Source organism: Rahnella sp. CG8 (assembly GCF_023701875.1).
Classification (GTDB): domain Bacteria; phylum Pseudomonadota; class Gammaproteobacteria; order Enterobacterales; family Enterobacteriaceae; genus Rahnella; species Rahnella aceris.
In genome coordinates this window covers 1-1,208 of record NZ_JABAED010000070.1, presented here as the reverse complement: position 1 = coordinate 1,208, position 1,208 = coordinate 1, and the positions used below count along the sequence as shown (strand labels likewise).

Here is a 1,208-nt window from a genome sequence, read left to right as displayed (position 1 = left end):
GTTGATTAGTACACCCCGATGTTAGTAATGTCTTCATAAGCCACATGAGGACATCCCCATGAAGAAGCGTTTTTCCGACCAACAGATCATCAGTATTCTCCGCGAGGCTGAAGCCGGGGTATCCGCCCGTGAACTCTGCCGCAAGCACGCCATTTCCGATGCCACGTTTTACACCTGGCGTAAGAAGTATGGCGGTATGGAGGTGCCTGAGGTTAAGCGCCTGAAGTCGCTTGAGGAAGAGAACGCCAGACTCAAGAAGCTGCTTGCCGAAGCCATGCTGGATAAAGAGGCGCTTCAGGTGGCTCTTGGGCGAAAGTACTGACGACAGACCAGAAGCGGGAAGCCGTGATGTTGATATGTGATGCGACCGGTCTGTCGCAACGTCGTGCCTGCAGGCTCACAGGTTTATCTCTGTCGACCTGCCGCTATGAGGCTCAGCGCCCGGCTGCAGATGCGCATTTATCAGGGCGCATCACTGAGCTGGCACTGGAGCGCAGGCGTTTTGGCTACCGTCGCATCTGGCAGTTGCTGCGCCGTGAAGGGCTACATGTTAATCATAAGCGCGTGTACAGGCTTTATCACCTCAGTGGCCTGGGCGTAAAACGCAGAAGACGTCGTAAAGGGCTGGCAACAGAACGTCTGCCGCTGCTCCGTCCGGCGGCACCCAATCTGACCTGGTCGATGGATTTCGTCATGGACGCATTGGCCACCGGTCGCAGGATCAAGTGCCTTACCTGCGTAGACGACTTCACGAAGGAATGCCTGACGGTCACTGTTGCCTTTGGGATTTCAGGCGTGCAGGTCACGCGTATTCTGGACAGCATTGCGCTGTTTCGCGGCTATCCGGCGACGATAAGAACGGATCAGGGCCCGGAATTTACCTGCCGCGCACTCGATCAATGGGCCTTTGAGCATGGCGTGGAGCTGCGACTTATCCAGCCCGGCAAGCCGACACAGAACGGATTTATTGAGAGTTTTAACGGACGCTTTCGCGATGAATGCCTGAATGAACACTGGTTCAGTGACGTCAGTCATGCCAGGAAAACCATCAGTGAATGGCGTCAGGATTATAATGAGTACCGCCCGCACTCCGCGCTGAATTATCAGGCGCCGTCTGAATTTGCGGCGGCCTGGAGAAAGGGTAATTCTGATAGTGAAGGATCCGACATTACTAAGTGAGCGTTGTATCTAATCCTGGGGGCAGGTCA

General features: G+C 55.0%; 1 protein-coding gene. It reads left to right on the top strand.

The genetic code is table 11. The annotated features are described in order from the left end of the window. Positions 1-58: 58 nt before the first annotated feature. A protein-coding gene (locus HGO41_RS25715) for an IS3 family transposase (protein ID WP_085982564.1) occupies positions 59-1,179 on the top strand; the annotation gives its coding sequence in 2 pieces (ribosomal slippage) (positions 59-317 and positions 317-1,179; 1,122 coding nt in all). Positions 1,180-1,208 lie beyond the last annotated feature (29 nt).